The 17,410-nt window shown below is 38.3% G+C and carries 16 protein-coding genes; 7 read left to right on the top strand and 9 right to left on the bottom strand.

From position 1 onward, the window contains the following. Positions 1-33: 33 nt before the first annotated feature. From ppnN to ATS72_RS16055, 5 genes are all read left to right on the top strand, one after another. On the top strand, positions 34-1,377 hold the full coding sequence (gene ppnN / locus ATS72_RS16075) for a nucleotide 5'-monophosphate nucleosidase PpnN (RefSeq protein WP_058429242.1): 1,344 nt from the start codon (positions 34-36) through the stop codon (positions 1,375-1,377). A gap of 10 nt (positions 1,378-1,387) precedes the next feature. Beyond that, entirely contained in the window at positions 1,388-2,161 is a 774-nt protein-coding gene (gene xni / locus ATS72_RS16070) for a flap endonuclease Xni (protein WP_058429241.1), read from the top strand. 69 nt (positions 2,162-2,230) lie between these two features. After that, positions 2,231-2,617: a DUF3192 domain-containing protein gene (locus tag ATS72_RS16065; RefSeq protein WP_033019488.1), complete on the top strand. Its 387-nt coding sequence runs from the start codon at positions 2,231-2,233 to the stop codon at positions 2,615-2,617. 7 nt (positions 2,618-2,624) lie between these two features. Beyond that, positions 2,625-4,313, top strand: coding sequence for a hypothetical protein (locus tag ATS72_RS16060; RefSeq protein WP_058429240.1), 1,689 nt, complete (start codon positions 2,625-2,627; stop codon positions 4,311-4,313). A gap of 186 nt (positions 4,314-4,499) precedes the next feature. Further along, entirely contained in the window at positions 4,500-5,507 is a 1,008-nt protein-coding gene (locus ATS72_RS16055) for an isocitrate dehydrogenase (protein ID WP_058429239.1), read from the top strand. A gap of 52 nt (positions 5,508-5,559) precedes the next feature. On the opposite strand, the gene ATS72_RS16050 is transcribed toward ATS72_RS16055, so the two are convergent. Further along, positions 5,560-8,574 carry an immune inhibitor A domain-containing protein gene (locus ATS72_RS16050; RefSeq protein ID WP_058429238.1) on the bottom strand — a complete coding sequence of 1,005 codons (3,015 nt, stop codon included), beginning with the start codon at positions 8,572-8,574 and terminating at the stop codon, positions 5,560-5,562. 483 nt (positions 8,575-9,057) lie between these two features. On the opposite strand from ATS72_RS16050, the gene ATS72_RS16045 reads away from it, so the two are divergent. Together ATS72_RS16045 and ilvN are read left to right on the top strand one after the other, a co-directional pair. Further along, positions 9,058-10,785 (top strand): acetolactate synthase 3 large subunit, encoded by a 1,728-nt coding sequence (locus ATS72_RS16045; protein WP_058429237.1) that lies wholly within the window; start codon positions 9,058-9,060, stop codon positions 10,783-10,785. Next, a complete protein-coding gene (ilvN, locus tag ATS72_RS16040) occupies positions 10,785-11,282 on the top strand; it encodes an acetolactate synthase small subunit (protein ID WP_006793425.1) in 498 nt (165 codons plus the stop codon). Before ATS72_RS16045 ends, ilvN begins: the two co-directional genes overlap by 1 nt. A 91-nt stretch (positions 11,283-11,373) precedes the next feature. Here the strand turns inward: ilvN and ATS72_RS16035 are convergent, their stop codons facing one another. The 8 genes from ATS72_RS16035 to ATS72_RS16000 form a co-directional block, all read right to left on the bottom strand. Further along, entirely contained in the window at positions 11,374-11,649 is a 276-nt protein-coding gene (locus ATS72_RS16035; protein WP_006793424.1) for an HU family DNA-binding protein, read from the bottom strand. A 207-nt stretch (positions 11,650-11,856) separates the two neighbouring features. Continuing rightward, entirely contained in the window at positions 11,857-12,396 is a 540-nt protein-coding gene (locus ATS72_RS16030) for a DUF3833 domain-containing protein (protein ID WP_058429236.1), read from the bottom strand. Between the two features lies 1 nt (position 12,397). Beyond that, positions 12,398-12,877, bottom strand: coding sequence for a chalcone isomerase family protein (locus ATS72_RS16025; RefSeq protein WP_425320033.1), 480 nt, complete (start codon positions 12,875-12,877; stop codon positions 12,398-12,400). Between the two features lie 54 nt (positions 12,878-12,931). Further along, positions 12,932-13,435: a DUF2878 domain-containing protein gene (locus tag ATS72_RS16020; RefSeq protein ID WP_058429234.1), complete on the bottom strand. Its 504-nt coding sequence runs from the start codon at positions 13,433-13,435 to the stop codon at positions 12,932-12,934. After that, positions 13,413-14,675, bottom strand: coding sequence for an SAM-dependent methyltransferase (locus tag ATS72_RS16015; RefSeq protein ID WP_058429233.1), 1,263 nt, complete (start codon positions 14,673-14,675; stop codon positions 13,413-13,415). Before ATS72_RS16015 ends, ATS72_RS16020 begins: the two co-directional genes overlap by 23 nt. 49 nt (positions 14,676-14,724) lie before the next feature. Further along, positions 14,725-15,453 (bottom strand): DUF1365 domain-containing protein, encoded by a 729-nt coding sequence (locus tag ATS72_RS16010; protein WP_008129195.1) that lies wholly within the window; start codon positions 15,451-15,453, stop codon positions 14,725-14,727. Next, a complete protein-coding gene (locus ATS72_RS16005) occupies positions 15,446-16,702 on the bottom strand; it encodes an NAD(P)/FAD-dependent oxidoreductase (protein WP_058429232.1) in 1,257 nt (418 codons plus the stop codon). Before ATS72_RS16005 ends, ATS72_RS16010 begins: the two co-directional genes overlap by 8 nt. Beyond that, positions 16,699-17,409 (bottom strand): SDR family NAD(P)-dependent oxidoreductase, encoded by a 711-nt coding sequence (locus ATS72_RS16000; protein ID WP_058429231.1) that lies wholly within the window; start codon positions 17,407-17,409, stop codon positions 16,699-16,701. The genes ATS72_RS16005 and ATS72_RS16000 overlap by 4 nt, the downstream gene beginning before the upstream one ends. Between the last annotated feature and the right edge of the window lies 1 nt (position 17,410).

Below are 17,410 nucleotides of genomic sequence, written 5' to 3'. Positions count from 1 at the left end.
TAGTAATTTACATAAATAGCAAGGAGTACGCCCATGTTAATACAGTTAAACCCAACTGGTGTATTAGATTTATTATCTCAGTTAGAGGTTGATTTATTAGAACAATCTTCTACCAGCGAACGTTATAAATTATTTAGAAATTGTGTGTTAGCGGTACTCAATGTAGGCAGCCACACAGACGAAAGTTCACAAATATACGACAAGTATAAAGATTTTGATATTCGCTTGCTCAGCCGAGAGCGCGGTATAAAAATTGAACTTGAAAACCCTCCAAAAACAGCCTTTGTAGATGGTGAAATAATCACCGGTATACACGAACACATATTTTCAGTTATCCGCGATATTTTATTTATTTGTCAAAAGTACGAAAAAGACCTGCAAGAACAAAAAGCCATAACTCATATGGTGTTTGATATGCTCAGAAATGCGCATGCACTTCGTGTAAACAGCGAGCCTAATATGGTGGTTTGTTGGGGTGGACATTCAATAAACGAAACTGAGTACAAGTACACCAAACAAGTGGGTTATGAACTTGGCTTGCGTGGATTGAATATTTGTACTGGTTGTGGACCTGGGGCAATGAAAGGTCCAATGAAAGGTGCCACCATTGGCCATGCTAAACAACGTATTAAAAACAATCGTTATTTAGGGTTAACAGAACCCAGCATTATTGCAGCTGAACCCCCTAACCCAATAGTAAACGAACTCGTTATTTTGCCAGATATAGAAAAACGGTTGGAAGCATTTATACGCACAGCTCATGCAATTATTATCTTTCCAGGAGGTGCGGGCACTGCCGAAGAACTATTGTATTTACTAGGGATTTTATTGCATCCTGATAACGAAAAGCAGTGTTTGCCCGTTATTTTAACAGGACCAAAACAAAGTAAAGATTACTTTGAAAAACTCTGTGAATTTATCGAAATGACACTCGGCAAAGAAGCATTAGACAAATTTGAAGTGATTATTGATGATCCGAGTTTAGTAGGTCAAAAGCTAAAATCTAAAATGGCCAATGTACGCGAGTATAGAAAAAGTGAAGGCGATGCGTATTACTTTAATTGGACGCTTAAAATTGATCACGATTTTCAGCAGCCTTTTGCACCCACACATGAAAATATGGCAAGCTTAGACCTACATTTGGATCAACCAAAACAACAGCTTGCAGCAAATTTACGACGTGCATTTTCAGGTATTGTTGCCGGTAATGTTAAAGATGAGGGTGTAAGCGCTATTAAACAACATGGACCTTACACTCTCAGCGGCGAGCCTGCCCTAATGCAAGATATGGATGTACTTTTACAAGCATTTGTTGATCAAGGTCGTATGAAACTTCCTGGTAGTAAGTATATTCCGTGTTACAAAATAAAAGCATGAGTCGTACAGTTTGAAACCCCATTTATTATTAATTGATGCGCTTAATTTAATTAGGCGCATTTACGCAGTTGACGCAAATCAAAAACATATCAACGAAGAGCAATTAGTGCTTACTTGCAGCGAGCGTGTAGCTCAAGCATGCAAAAAAATGCTTCGCATAACGGATGCAACACATGCTATTGCGGTATTTGATGGGGATAAAAGTTGGCGTTATCACTTTTATGAACATTACAAACACTCAAGAGCCCCAATGCCTGAAACGCTAAAAAGTGCGTTGCATCATTTTAAATCAGCAATAGAGGAAACCGGTATTGTTGTTTTTGAACCAATAAATGATGAAGCTGACGATATTATTGCTACCCTTGCTTGTAAAGCTGCTGATAATAAAATCACGAGTACTATCGTATCCACTGACAAGGGATTTTTACCGTATTTAAACAGTGAAATACATATTTACGATTACTTTAAAAGGCAGCATTTAGATGAACCTGCAATACATGAACGCTTTGGGGTAGATAAGAATAAACTCGTCGACTTTTGGGCGCTTGCAGGCGATAAAACGAATGATATACCTGGTGTTAAAGGCGTTGGTATAAAATCAGCTCAACAGCTTGTTAATAATTACACCTCTATAAATGAAGCATTGAGTGATGAATTACTTAATTCAGGACTACGCAAAAAACTTGAAACCAATATGGATATGTACGTTATCTCCAAACAATTGGTTAGTTTAAGAACAGATATAAATTTAGGGTTTAGTTTAAAGCAGCTCAGGCTTAATTAGTCGCAAGTAAATAGCGTGTATTTATAGCAAAACGTATACTAATACCCGTGGTAGTATTTAAGGTAAATAGTGTTGAAAAAGTTTATACGGTATTTAATTTTAGGATTGGGGCTATATGCGCTCATTGCAACTTTGGTGATTGCTTTTTACAAAGACGATCCTCAAGCTATGATTTGGCAAGATCGAGAGTCATTTAACAAGCGCTACATTGAAAAACTTTCGCTAGATTCTCAAACTACACTCAATACCGTACTTGATTATCTTGGTAGCCCAGACCTGACATTTGCTAAGCGGGATAACGAACAAGTATTACAGATTATTTTTTATCGTACTCAGCATATTACGTCAGACGGGATAACGACAATGGATGAATGCACAGGTTTATTATTTAAAAATGGCCAGCTCATTTTATGGGGACCTAGTGCGTACAGTAAATATCAGGAAGAAGTTAGGTGAAGGCATAATGGATGAGCCTCTTGCGAATCGTTTAAAGCAACTGCACGAAAATACGCAGCGTTTTTTAACCGGCTATAATAACAAAGAGCAATGGCAAGCCTTATACCCTATGGCTTGTAAATTAGCTGAACAATATAGAATCTTATACGAACACAGCCCTAATGCACTGTTGTCTAAATTAACGTTATTTAATCCTCAATACAGCTATTCGACTAATTTAGTTATAAGCCAATGTGTAATTACCGCCGGCTTATGCGCTAGCCAAAACTACGATAAAAAACTTACCGAACTTTATATTAGCGCTGCGCTTGTGGAGCATATATGTGTTTGTTCGCAGTTAAATAAGCTAGCTGAACAGTCTAAATTTAGTGCCAATGATAAAAAAATTTGGCAGCTTCGCCACCAATTTGCAGCAAAAATAATGTTGAGCTGCGGCAATAGCGCAGCCCCTATTACACATATACTCGCTAAACTAAATAAATATAAGCAAGCCCTTGTAAACACGCCTAAAACAATGCTTTACGATGGTGGAATTACGCTTGTTGCATTAGCTAATATAATAGCAATGAATATAACTCATACCCCTGCTAAAAAGCACATAAGTTTTTATCAAGCTTTGGCCGACTTATATTTGCGCACGCCAAATCTGTATGCACAACATTTGGTTAAGTCTTACGTGGCTGACGTGGGACCCTCTTTAGCTGGTAGCCGAGTTATATATCAAGATCAAAGTATGGTTTATTTAGCTACCGACAAACAAAACCGACACATTTTAGTTAACTCAGAAAATAAACAGAAATTAGCTTGGTATAGAATAAAAGCGTCACTAAAAGACAATCCCAAACAATGGAAGTGTGCAGATAAAAAGCTTATATACAGTGTATGGAACAGTGAACATATTACTATTAACGAGCCAAGCAGTTTAGATAAACCAAGGCAACTAATTGAGTTAATTAGTCAAATTAAAGTTAACCAAGAATATAGTTTTAAAGGTTTGAATAAAATAATGGGTCATCACCCTGAGATTATTGCGCGAGTATGTGAAGCCGTAAAACCTTATAATAAAGAACATCAAGCAGCTAAAGATCTCCGCCATAGCTTGTCGATGGTTGGATACAATAATGCACCTGCGATTATTCAGCGCGTTGTATTTGAACAATTGGTGAATTCAACACCTCACCCACTACAAAGGTTTATAGTAAATCGATTAGACAGCTTAGTAAAAATAATGGCTTTATTGGTAACTCACAATAAGCAGTATCAATTTGAGCACATAACTTTACCTCTGTATGCATATACTCATTTTATGTTAACCCAATGCAGTACTCACTTAACACGAAAAATAGCTATCGATGAAGTGCCTAACAAAACGCTAAGTTCACCATTTAGTGCATTTTTTGGTGTAGCAAGTATTAAAAATGAACACATCGAAGCATTGTTTTCACAATTACTGAGCGATAACCCTTGGGCAAACACGTTGTTACAGGCAGAGCAAACAGCAAAAAAACAGCTAACAAATAAACATAAGCTATGGGTCGCCTTAAAAGTTATTGCGCAACAGGTTTTCAAACCAGAACTAAAATTAACCCCATGGCAACAGCAAATTCTTAGTGAACAACTAAGCTTAAATGGCTGGAATGAAGAGCGCACTTTTTACGACCAATTAGGAAATCTTCAAATATATAACAATATTTAGTTCGGTTATTACCATTATAAATACAAGTTATACCCATTATTTATTCTATAAACTGGCAAAATAAGCGGTAAATTGGTATAAATGCGCCCTTAAAATTTTCAACCATTCACATAAATGACCTAACAAGCAGCTACTCTCTCAGAGTAATTATTTATGTGCACATCAAACTCTTTAAAGGAAAAGATAATGGCCAAACAAACCATCACAGTGATCAAAGGCGACGGCATCGGTCCTAGCATCATCGACTCAGCACTTGAAATACTAAAAGCCGCAGGATGCGATTTTGATTATGAATTTGTTGATGCTGGCCTAGCCGCTCTAGAAAAAACAGGTGAGTTACTTCCACAAGAGACAATTGATACAATTGCTAAAAACAAAATCACACTTAAGGGCCCGTTAACTACCCCTGTAGGTGAAGGTTTTACGTCTATTAACGTAACACTGCGCAAGCAATTTGGCTTATACGCTAACGTACGTCCAGTAAAATCATTTGTAGGCACTAAAGCACGTTACGATGATATTGATATCATCACTATTCGCGAAAACACACAAGGTATGTACTCAGGCGCTGGCCAAGTACTTAGCGAAGACGGCAATGAAGCAGAAGCAAAGTCTGTAATAACGCGTGAAGGCGCTGAAAAAATCGTAACATTTGCTTATGAGCTTGCGGTACGAGAAGGCCGTAAAAAAGTAACAGCGGTTCACAAAGCGAACATTTTAAAATCTACTTCTGGCTTATTTTTAAAAGTTGCTCGTGAAGTAGCTGAGCGTTACCCACAAATTGAATCAACAGAGATGATTGTTGATGCAACGTGTATGAAACTTGTAATGACACCAGAAGAGTTTGACGTTGTTGTAACGACTAACCTATTTGGTGATATTTTATCAGACCTATGTGCTGGCTTAGTAGGCGGTTTAGGTATGGCACCAGGTGCAAACATTGGTGAAGATGCTGCAATTTTTGAAGCTGTGCACGGTAGCGCACCAGATATCGCGGGTAAAAACCTAGCAAACCCTACCTCTGTAATTTTAGCGTCTATTCAAATGCTAGAGCACTTAAACATGGGTGACACAGCGGAGCGAATTCGTAGCGCTGTTGCTGATGTAATTAAATCAGGTGACCGTACTACACGTGATTTAGGTGGCAGCCACGGAACAACTGATTTCACACAGTCAGTGATCGATCGCCTGTAATTTAATAAAACGTTCAAAAAAGCCAGCATTTTTGCTGGCTTTTTTATGCCATTTAAGGGCGTTTAAATCTAATTGAAATTAACAACATAAAAATTAATAACCCGCCAAGCGCCCCTCCACTAGAGCTTGAACCGCTATTAGTTTGAGATTGTGCTACCGTTACGGATAAGTCATCACTAATAACCTCTCCCGTAATTGTGTCGGTTATAGTTAAAGTAACAGAATAACTGCCAGCATTTTGATAAGTATGACCTGGGTTTTGAACTTGAGAAAGCTCACTGCCGTCACCAAAATCCCAGCTATATGTATAATTTTTAAACCCACCTATGACATCCGCGTTAAATTGGACCGTTAAATTATTTGTTGAAAAAACGGTATTAACTGCAAGTGGAACATTTACGTTTACATTTACGTTTTGAGATACCGACATTCCTTGGTCGTCAGTCACTGTTAGCGACAATAAATAATCACCCGAGTGTAAATAGTCATATGAAATGGCTTGTGATGCTAGCGAACTGCCATCGCCTAAATTCCACAAATAACTGTATGGTGCTAACCCTCCTGCAACTTCAGCTTTTGCCGTTAGTAGCCCTTGTGTTATTTCGTAATCAATTTCAGTGATACTCAGGGGTGCGGCAATAATGACTGTTGTTGTTGCTACCTGCTCTTCTTCACCGTTGCTTGCCGTAAATGTTACATCATAGCGTCCGTAACTCTCAAAAACGTGCGAAGGGGATAACTCAGAACTTGTTCTGCCGTCACCAAAATCCCAAGTAAACGTATCGGATGGCGAAAGCGTCAATCCATCAACTGTAAAATCTGCTGTGAAATCTGAGAGTGAGTAACTAATGCCATTTGATGGCTCGTAATTTAATAATATTTCTATGCTTTGATTATCGTTTTCTTGGTTTGTGAGCGTAAAACCAAAGCCAACTTGTGGTAATTTAACACCCGATTCAGTTTGTTCTGCAAAGCCATAGTCCATCTCGTCACTAAAAGAGCTGATAGCAGATAAATCGTCATCTCCTAGCCCTGCTCGTTGAGCATAAAGGCTAAATGCGGCATCTCTTATTTGAATAGCGGTATTTGCTGGTGATTGCGTGCCTCCTTTATTGATAGCACGCTGATCTGCGTCAACAACCAATGCAAAACCACTACCGGGGTGCTCAGTTGTATTGTTATCAGTGTGCGACTCATCGCTGTACCACAGTAATAATCCCGGCGAGTAACCTTCTTTTTGTAATCCACTATCTATACCCGAATAGTCACGTAACTGCAGGTAGTAGTAAGATGGCATAGCAAATACATAACTCCCTACTTTTGCAAACCCGGATAAGGTCGTATTACTTTGAGTTTCTGCGTTATTTTGCCAAATTAATGAACCATTTTGCTCAATGCGCATATCGTCAATAACAAAACCATAATAATGCGTATTAGCGTCTGTTAAGTATTGTACTTGTAACTCTATTGTTTGCCCTGCATAAGCAGATAAATCAAATTGATGCGTTAAGTATCCGTTAGGAAGTTGTGCATCAGGATTTAAAAATGAATCACCTGTAATATAAGGACCAATATTGCCATAGAAAGGGTTAGTAGGTTGCGTATAGTTACCCGCGATTGGCACACCATTAACCTTTATTTGAACTAAGTCATAATCTTGCTCAATGCTATAAAAAGCAACAAAGCTCAGCATAAGCGATTCTGTCGTGCTTGGTAAATTAATGGTGTTCACTAAACGAGTATTAAGATTATCGCCGGTATTTGAATAATATTGAAAAACGCCTTCGACTGGCGTTTTAAATTTTTCAAGCCTTGGTGGCAATGTGACCTTTACTTGGCTTTGTGATTTAGACGTACTTGATGCGTTATTAATCACTTGCACTGGGTTCGTAACAACTTCATCCATATCAAGGCTAAGCTGGTTTACCCAATTACCTTGGTAGCGTGTTTGAAGATATTCTAGCGCATATGGGCTAAACATTACTGGCTCAGACCCGCGTGGTGAACCCGCCCACGTACCTGACGACATAACCGACCATGAGGCTACAGGCTCACCTACCGTATTAGACTGTAAATCGTATTCATCTTTTAAACCTAAATCGTGCCCAAACTCATGAACAACAACACCAATGGCGGCATCAATAGGGTTTATTGTGTAACCAAATAGCTTTATATCACTCCCAACAACTTCAGTTGGTTGGCTATTTTCGTCTAAAACATAATAACGATGTGACCAAATTGCATCTGTTGATAAATAACCCCCGCCCGACTCTTCACCAATACTAGAATGAAAAATCATAACATGATCGATTATCCCATTTGGTTCGTCGGTAATACCATCACCGTCTATGTCATCAAGATCAGTTAAGTCATAATCAGCCAAATTAATATTAAATTGTGCTACCGCTTTTTCAACAGCTTCTTTTACAAGGCTCGGCGCATTTTTATCTCGGGTAGAGCCTAAACGTTCACCATAAAATTTAGCGTTATTATTTGCAGTTACCCACCCGTAAACTTGCCCTTCAAAATTAAGGCTGTTGCCAGAAGCCGCTTTATAATAATCGGCCGCCGATAAAAGAACCTGTCCGTCAGGGCCTTCATAGCCGTTAGTGCTAAACAGCATCTGCTGGTAATGATCGGGGGAGTAGTCGGTATAAAACATATCAGTGTCTTGGGGAGTTAACTGGTTTTCGTCGTGCTTTAAATCAGGAAAATCAACTAAAATAGTTAATACTTTAACGGTATTGACTCGATCATCTGGGGTTAACCCCGCTGAAAAACTAGATTGTTCACTAGGTAAGAGCCCCTTTTGTATTGAGTTATATGTCGATAAACGAGGTAGCTGGCTAAACCCATTTTTTAAAGCTACTTGCACAGGTGATTGATTATTGATGTATTCATTGTAAGACGCTTCTAACTCATCGGAAGTTAAGTCTTCTTTTTTATTAAGCCAATACAAAATTCGTTCTTTGTTGGTCACACCTACATCGTGCGGAGTAGATGTTTTAGCTACAGTTATAGAGCTAAACAACGTAGTAATAAGAGTAAGTAACGCTATTTTGTTCACTGTATATTCCTCAAACAATTTGTTAAGCACATCATACCTAATAACAACTATTTAAACATGTTATAAACCAGCTTAAAGTATACGTAAGCAATCTATAATTGCTTACTACTAAAACAACAGCAAACAAAGCAAAAACAAGCACACTGCATATTATCTCCCTAAAAACTTCAAATTAAACGCACAAAAAGCAATAAACCACTAAAAAACAATAAAAAACGAATTTAAAATGCAAAAAACAACATTCAAGGTTGACATAAACACTTAAAACACTTAAAAATAAACCCATATAAAATTTCACATCAAAGCAGTGTTTTGCTGAGTAGAGTAAATAACTATGAAAACACAATTTAACCTTCTAGTCGTTCTCGTACTGGTCTTAGTAATAAGCCCAGCGGGGATGTATTAAAAGGTAATACTGCTTTTTAAAAACCCCCGCACCACGCGGGGGTTTTTTTATGCACAAAAAAGCGCAGAGGAATGAGGATGAGCAAACAAGAGTATAATGGCTCTGAACTAGTCGTTCAGGCATTAAAAGAATTAAAGGTAAAATATATATTTGGCTACCCAGGTGGCTCAGTATTAGATTTATACGATGCACTTTTTCAACAAAATGATATTGAGCACATCTTAGTTAGGCATGAACAAGCAGCAACACACATGGCTGACGGTTATGCACGTGCTACTGGTGAGGTCGGTGTTGTTCTTGCTACTTCAGGCCCTGGTGCTACAAATTGTATAACCGGTATTGCAACTGCGTACATGGACTCAATTCCGATGGTTGTATTATCTGGGCAGGTACCTACTAGTCTAATTGGTGACGACGCCTTCCAAGAAACAGACATAGTTGGTTGCTCTCGACCAATTGTAAAACACAGCTTTAACTGCAGAAGTGCACAAGAAATACCTGCAATATTGGCAAAAGCTTTTTATATTGCAAGCACTGGTCGCCCTGGGCCTGTTGTTGTTGAGCTACCAAAAGATATGCTTAATCCTGCTGTCAAATTTGAATACGACTTCCCTGCAACTACTGAACTTCGAACTTACAGCCCAAATACCAAAGGCCATTCAAAACAAATTAGAAAAGCAGTGGCCGCTATATTGGAAGCTAAAAAGCTAGTTATATATTCTGGGGGTGGCATTATCATTTCAAACACCTCAGAGCAATTAACGCGCTTAGTAGAATCATTGAATGCACCTATTACCAACACTTTAATGGGTCTGGGTGGTATTTCAGGGGTTCACCCTAACTTTATCGGTATGCTCGGGATGCACGGCACGCTAGAGGCCAACAAAGCTATGGCAAATGCCGACGTTATATTAGCATTAGGCGCTCGCTTTGATGATCGGGTTACAAATAACGTTAAAAAGTTTTGCCCTAATGCAACTATTGTTCACGTAGATGTAGACCCCACCTCTATTTCTAAAACCATTAAAGCGCATATACCTGTTGTAGGTTGTTTAGACACTGTACTTAAACAACTACAAGATGGAATAGACAAAAGTACAATTCAAATAGATCGCAGTGCACAAGAAGATTGGTGGCGACAAATTATTAGCTGGCGCGAACAAAAATGTTTGGGTTACAAACAAAGCCCTTCAGAAAAAATTAAGCCTCAAGCTGTTATTGAAGCGCTTTATAAAGCAACAGACGGCGAAGCCTACATCAGCTCTGATGTAGGGCAGCATCAAATGTTTGCAGCACAGTATTACCCATTTAAATACCCTCGCCAATGGATCAATTCAGGCGGATTAGGCACTATGGGCTTTGGTTTACCAGCTGCCATGGGTGTTAAGCTCGCATTTCCTGATAAAGAGTCGGTTTGCGTAACTGGCGATGGTTCTATTCAAATGAACATTCAAGAGCTTTCTACGTGTTTGCAGTACAACTTAGCCGTTAAAGTCGTCTCTCTTAACAACCGCTCATTAGGAATGGTACGCCAATGGCAAGATATGGTGTACGGCGGTCGTCATTCATCATCTTACATGGACTCACTACCTGACTTTATAAAATTAGTTGAAAGCTATGGCCACGTAGGCATTCAGGTAAACACTCTTGAAGAGCTCCAACCCGCGATTGATAAAGCAATGAGCATAACGGATCGTCTAGTATTTTTAGACATACTTGTCGATGAAAAAGAACATGTGTACCCAATGCAAATTAAACTAGGTGGCATTGACGAAATGTGGTTACGTAAAGGAGTTAAAGCATAATGCGTCGTATTTTATCGATATTATTAGAAAACGAACCCGGTGCACTATCTCGTATTGTTGGACTATTTTCACAACGAGCATACAACATTGACAGCTTGACGGTAGGTACTACTGACGATCAGTCTTTATCGCGTATTACCATAACAACAATGGGTGATGACCGAATTGTTGAACAAATTACCAAGCAAGTTAACAAGCTCGTTGATGTATTAAAAATTATTGATTTAACAGAAATGAGTCACATTGAACGAGAACTACTCCTTGTAAAAGTATTTGCACAAGACGAAACAACGCGTGCCGCAGTTACCCGGGTAGTAGATGTGTTTAAAGGTGATATTTTAGATATGGGCCGTCAAAGTTACAGCTTACAACTTGTGAGCAGCACAGACAAAATAGAATCATTTTTAGATACGCTACGCCATGAAACAGATATCATAGAAGTTGTACGTTCAGGTGCAGTTGGAATTGGTAGAGGCGATAAAGCCTTAAAAGCATAACTTTTCAAATACTGAGCCGTTACATTACGGCTTTTTCAACACAAAAAAAAAGGGCTTATTAGCCCTTTTTTCAATTAATTTGTAAAACCAATTATAGGTTTACTTGGTCTTTAAGACCTTTACCTGCTTTAAAGCTTGGGATAGTTGCCGCTGCGATTTGGATCTCAGCACCCGTTTGAGGGTTACGGCCTGTGCGTGCAGCACGTTCTTTAACTGAGAAAGTACCAAAACCAACTAATGCTACTGAATCACCTTCTTTTAGTGCAGAAGTTACAGCGCCAGTAAATGCGTCAAGAGCACGTGTAGCTGCGGCTTTAGAAATTTCCGCGTCAGTAGCAATTTTTTCAACTAATTGAGCTTTATTCATTGTTAGATTCCTATTCGTTATTATTTTGCCTTCGCAAAACCTATCTTTATGTATTTTTTAAAAGTTAGCAACAGCAAATTGCAATTTTTAGTTAAAATCTTATAAAACACATAAAATTATATTAATTTCCGCTAAAATACAGCATCTTGTGTTAACAAAGACTTAATTTTTGTACAATTTTGGTGCATGTTAATCAGCATATAAAAACTATATTTTTTCGATAACTAAGGTCACTTCCCCGACCTCGACACCAAACTTAACAATAGATGTGCGGTTAATCAAGCGCGATTGTGTTACCAAGTACATCCAATCATCAAAATTAACTTCTAAAGTACTTCCGTCATAAGGGAGTTCTACATTGTAGTTCCAATGAAATACACTGCCATCACTCTTACCTTGTGCAACGCCAAGAACGTCAGCGGCAGTCCCTGTAAGGGTGTTATCGTCATTAAGGGTTATTTTCCAGATGCGTTTTTGTGTTTCACCATCATCATATACAAAGTCTTCTTCTATGACGCCCTGGTTGCCCTCCCACGTAGCGTTCATATCAACTACCAACTTACGGGTTAGCTCACCTTTAAAGTCTTGCACTACGCCATATGCTTTTAATTTGCCGCTAAAGAAGGTTTTAAAGTCAAAATTGGGAGTTGTTTTACTGTAGTGTTCTACATTAGGGGCTGAGCAACTAACCAAAAGAAGTGCAAATACACACACAAAAATCGTTTTTAACGCGTTATTAATAATCATTTTAATTTCCTAATAGTTTTTTTCTTAAAGCTGGCTCTGACGTATTTTTACCTAACCAAATAGCTAAAAAATCACTTGAAAACGCAACATCATCAATTACGCCAACCTCGCTATCGTTATGCAAAAAAGTACTTTTGCCTTCCTTATCAGTTATCAGCGTTAACGAATCACCTTTACCTATGTTTGGCCAAATAGACAAAAGCACCTCATCGTACTTGCCGACTAGATTTTTTTTACCTATGTGCTCCCACTGCTCATTGGTTGCTTTAACTATATCTTTGGCGTCAAAATCACGTAAATAGGTCAGCTTAAATTTGACAGGGTGTTCACCCAAAGCATAATCGCCGGAAGGGGTATATAAGGTGGCGTCGTAAACATCCCAAAACAAGTATTCCATTCTACCCTCGCCCACTTTGCTAAATTCAACATTAGCAAAAGCAGAAGTAGACAATAAAAGACATAAAACAGTTGTCGTTATGATTGATTTCACAATTAAAGTCCTTATTTAAATAAAAAATAGTAGGGTAAACTAATTTTAACTTGCTAAAATAATCGACTTAATTTTTTGGTTTATAAATACAATAAACGTGAAGGCCGCCGACCAAATAACACCGTAGGCTACCCAAAACTGCCATAGCGGTAAGCCTAAATTAATTACGTTAAAACGTGCACCCGCCCAGTAGCTAGCTGGCGCAAAAATAAGGCAAACAACAAATACCTGCCAGAGTCTTAATCGACTTAAGAAATGCATCGATGTATTTAATGAAAGGAGCAAGGCGGCCCATAGAAGTACCAGCCAAATAGGAAAAGGATCAACTTTAAATGAAAGTAGACCAAGCTCCACCGCTATGTATTCAAGTAGCAAAGCAATAGGAAGCGCTTTAAATAGCAATAATGCATCTTGTTTTTTTTGCTTTGACAAATAAAACATTAATACAATGATGCCAGCGCTAAATAAAAGTGATTGTCCTTCAAGCAGTAATGATAAAAACCACACTGCTTGAAACAAGACAAAATTAATAAGCGAGTGCAATTTCATCTACATTGCTACTAAAGCGAGGTTTACGCGCCATTAAATGTACAGTACTGGTTGCACGCGTTCTAAATGCGCCTTCACAGTACGCAAAATAAAATAACCATAGCCTATAAAAGCGGTCATCAAATTTTGTGCGGTCTAGATCTGGCCAACTTTTGATAAAGCGTTCACGCCAGTCAGCTAACGTCCTTGCGTAATGCGTTCCAATATCACTAACAGTATGGATAACCATATCGGTGTTATTTTTGATTTGCTCACTCATTTCGTTTAATGAGGGTAAACACCCACCAGGGAAAATATACTGTTGAATAAAATCTGAATTTTTAAGGTAGTGCTTGTATCGCTGATCGCTTATGGTGATTGCTTGTATCAACATTGCGCCATCGTCTTTGAGTAGCGAACCGCACTGGGTAAAAAAGCTAGGTAAATATTCGTGGCCAACCGCTTCAATCATTTCAATCGAAACGAGTTTGTCGTATTTGCCCGTGAGTAGTCTGTAATCAAGCTTAAGAAGCGTAATTTTATTCTCTAAGCCTAACTGTTTAATTTTTTCTGCAACAAAGTCATGTTGCTCATCAGATATTGTAGTAGTCGTCACGTGGCAGTCGTAATGTGTTGCTGCGTAAATGGCAAATGCGCCCCATCCAGTGCCAATTTCTATAACGGAATCGCCAGGTTGCAATTCTACTTGTTCACATATGCGCTTTAATTTGTACTGCTGCGCGTCTTCAAGACTGGCATCTTTTGATGGATAAACAGCACACGAGTAAAGCATTTCTTTACTCAAAAACGATTCGTATAAATCGTTACCTAAATCATAGTGAGCAACTATATTTTTTTTAGAGCCTGACTCAGAATTTTTATTTTTTAAATGAGTTAGTCTGTGGGCAATGTTGCTGAAAAAAGCGAATTTTTTCTCAAACTCGTCTAACTGTTTTTCATTTATAGCAAATAACTCAATTAGTCGGGTTAAGTTGTCACAACTCCATTGACCTAAAATGTAAGACTCGCCTGCGCCAACACTTCCGGATAATGCAAACGCCTTGTACATCGCTTTGTCGTGAATTGTTACCGTTACTTTTAAGTCGGATGATGCATCTCCAAAAACAAGCTGCAGATCTTCATCAATAACGGTGATTTGCCCTGTTTCTATTGAAGAAAAAGCTTTAAATACTAATTTTTTATAAAGCCCTGTAAACCAGCCTGTGTTTTGTTCGCAATTTAAGCTAGACACTTTTTCCATTAGAACACCTATATTATTTTTATTACTGCTTGTATGTAATTTGTGACTTTTAAGAATGACCTAAAAAAGGCACTCTTTTTATAAACAGCTTCAACGCTTGGTAATAAATACCTTTAAATATTGTCCACGTCATTGCTGGGAATCGTTTTAACAACTGACTCATTTCTTTTTCAGTCAGTTCTTTGCGGGTTAATCGAAGAGTAGCATCAAATAGCAATTCTCCATCCCGTTTATTTTCAATATGAATCAATGTTTTATCTTGCGTTAACCTAATTGTCCAATGATAGTTCATATCGAGGTTCATAAAAGGTGATACGGAAAAGACTTTTTTAAAGTTCACTTTTTTTTCTAGTGGTATCAAGTAGTAGTGTCGCTCATTCCATGGCGTATTACTAACTTCAGCCACCATGTACTTAAATTCACTGTCGCTATGACCATAAAAGAAGAAGTTTACTGGGCTAAAGTAAATACCAAAGCAACGGAGCTGTCCAAGCATGTATACATGGTTAAAAGTCTCAGTTACACCAAGCGATAATAACTGATGATTTGCACGTTCAATGATTGACGCATCATTATTGTGGGGCTTATTAACAAAGTAGTCTGATTCGTTAAACTTTAATGCTTTTGAACCAGACGTACCTAACCATTTATGCTTATTGTTCAATTGCTCTGGGTTGTTGAGATCAACCCACATCATATAAAGTGGATTACTAAAATGATGAGTCTTAACAGCAAAACGGCGATGCTTAACATCGCCTAAATAAACAGCACTAGTCAAATTCAACCCCTAACTGCCTTGCCACATCTACACCACTGCGTACACCATCCTCATGAAAGCCGTTGTACCAATAGGCACCACAAAAATAACTATTATTTTGACCATCGATCGTTTGTTTAAGCCCTTGCGCAGCAATAGACTCTTTGTTGAAAACAGGGTGATGGTAAGTGAATTCACGCAATATTTTGCTTTTATCTATCCCTTCAAGGTGGTTTAACGTAACGCAAAACTGCGTGTCTGATTGAATACCTTGCAATATATTCATCTGGTAGGTAACAACAGCTGCTTTGTCGGTATTGTTATTTAATAAATAATTCCAACTAGCCCAAGCGGCTTTTCTGTCAGGTAGTAAATTTGTATCTGTATGAAGTACTACTGAATTTTCAGTATAAGGAATTGCGCCAAGTACTGATTTTTCTTGGTTTGTTGCATCACCAAGTAGTTTGAGTGCTTGGTCTGAGTGGCACGCAAAAATAACTTTGTCAAAAACGTGCTGCTCACCATTAGCAAGCTCAATGGTTACATCGTCATTTGCACGTGTTACCGATTTAATATCAGTGTTAAGCTTTATTCTGTCAGCAAACCCTTTAATTAATGGGTTTATGTATTCACGTGAACCACCAGGTACAACATACCATTGCGGCCTATTTGTGATATCTAAAAGGCCATGATTAAAGAAAAACTTTACAAAAAACTCTACGCCTACGTTTTCCATTTCTTTAATACTAGTAGACCAAATAGCTGCGCCCATAGGTAAAATATAATGATATTTAAAAAAGTCGTTAAACTGATTTTCATTAAGTAGCTGACCGAGTGTTTGCGATTGCTGATATTCGCCTTTTTCGTGTATGGCTTTACATAGTTTGTTAAATTTAACTATGTCAGATAACAAGCGCCAAAATTTAGGCCTAAAAATATTTCTTCTTTGTGCAAATAAACTGGTGAAGGTATGGCCATTGTACTCAAAGCCTGTTGCCTCATTATGAACACTGAAACTCATTTGGGTTTCTTGCTTTTTTATACCAATACGCGCAAGTAACTTTTCAAAATAAGGGTAGGTTCGGTTATTAAAAACAATAAATCCGGTATCCACGGCGTAATTAACGCCCTTAACATCTACGTCAACAGTCGCAGTGTGCCCGCCAATGTAATCGTTTTTTTCAAATAAAGTGACATCGTAGTGTTTGTGAAGCAAATGCCCACATGTTAAACCTGATACACCAGTTCCTATTATTGCTATTTTTTTCAACGGGTTAATCCTTTTGCTATTTTAAGCCAAAGCGGTAAAGGCAATATCCGCAATGCTTTTAATATAAGCGTAAAGCGATACGGAAAGTGTACCTCTTTACGTCGTTTGTTTATTCCTTTGATCATATAATCTGCCGCTTCTTCAGCGGTCACTGCCATAGGCATAGGAAAATCATTTTTTTCGGTCAGAGGAGTTTTTACAAACCCTGGGTGAACTAACGTGACATCCACATCCATCAAATCAACGGCTAGGCTTTTAGCTAAATAACTTACGCCCGCTTTAGACGCCCCATAAGCCTCGGAGCGTGGTAACGGTAAGTATGTAACGCTTGAGCTAACAATAACTAATTGACCGCCGCTTTTAACTTTAGGGAGTAATGCTTCTAAGCAGTAGCCAACCGACAGTAAATTTGCATTAATTACGCGCTCAAACAAAGCACTGTCAAAGTTTTTTGCGTCGTCTATGTATTCACAATTGCCCGCATTAAGAATTACTCGGTCAAAGTGTGGGTATCCAATGGTTGCTTCTTTAATATCTTTTAGGCTTGTTGCATCAAACTTACAACTCTCTATGTTGTTATGTTTTGAAAGCTCAGCTAGTTTTTCTGTATTACGTCCACATGCAATAACGGTGTCGCCCATTTTTGCATATTTAATAGCTAGTTGTTCGCCAATACCTGACGTTGCGCCTGTAATTAAGGTAACCATA

The organism is Pseudoalteromonas sp. 13-15, from assembly GCF_001468205.2.
GTDB classification, from domain to species: domain Bacteria; phylum Pseudomonadota; class Gammaproteobacteria; order Enterobacterales; family Alteromonadaceae; genus Pseudoalteromonas; species Pseudoalteromonas marina.
The sequence above is the reverse complement of the archived record's forward strand: the minus strand, read 5'-3'. Positions and strand labels throughout refer to the sequence as shown.